Annotated in this window: 1 protein-coding gene; it reads right to left on the bottom strand. The window is 62.5% G+C overall.

The window, feature by feature from the left end:
* Positions 1–261: 261 nt before the first annotated feature.
* Positions 262–897 (bottom strand): LysR substrate-binding domain-containing protein (locus tag OZ411_RS42905; protein WP_282532794.1); only part of this gene is annotated, 636 nt, incomplete at its 5' end.

Raw genomic sequence — 897 nt, 5'->3', positions numbered from 1 at the left:
TCGCTGCGATCGCGGCATGAGACACCCAGTCCCGGACCTCATAACCCGCGTCCTCCTCAGACGTTTTTACACGGCCAAGTCCCGAAGCTGACATTTGCATCGGCAAGTGCCCTTAACCGACGTTGTAGCATGTCCGGCTCGGGTCCGGGATTTGCGCAGAACCGAAGTCGGGACCAGCTGCAATGGTCCATACGAGCTCTGAAGAACAGCCTCTGCAAAACGTTCGAGGGTTTTGCCAATCCAAGCGGTACGATCTGTTCATCATGCGGCCGTTGTGTTGTGGGCGGATTGCTGCCCTTCTTGTTCCAGCCAATCGCAAAACACCGCCGTCGGCGAGCCGCTTTCGTTTCCCGCGGGCAAGTAGGCGAAGTAGCTCCTCGCCGGAAGGCTGACATCGGGAAACGGCGCGATCAAGCGGCCGGCCGCGACGTCGTCGGCGATCAGGGCGGTTGGTCCCATCGCTACGCCCAAACCATCGATCGCCGCCTGAATGGTCAGGAAGAAATGATCGAATGTCAGCATCGCCGCCGGGGTGACGCGAGGCTGTCCGGCTTGCACCAGCCAATCGCGCCATAGCCGCGGCATCGACGTGACGTTCAGCAACGTGTGCTGCGCGAGATCGGAAACGTCCGCCAGCGGCAGCTTCGCGACGAGTGCGGGGCTGCAGACCGGCAATCGGCGTTCCGAAAGAAACAGCCGGGACGCAAAGCCATGAAACGAATCCGGTCCGCCGCGGATGACCACGTCGAACGTGTCGGCAAGCGCGTCGATCGGGTCGTTTGACGTGGTGAGGCGGACCTCGATGTCGGGTCGCTCGTCGCGAAAACGGCTCAGCCGGGGAAGAAGCCAGCGCATGCTGAACGTCGCCAGCGCGTTGACGCGCAGCACGGCCGCCGG

The organism is Bradyrhizobium sp. Arg237L, assembly GCF_029990105.1.
In the GTDB taxonomy this organism is placed as follows: Bacteria; Pseudomonadota; Alphaproteobacteria; order Rhizobiales; family Xanthobacteraceae; genus Bradyrhizobium.
This window is presented reverse-complemented; position numbering and strand designations above follow the sequence as displayed.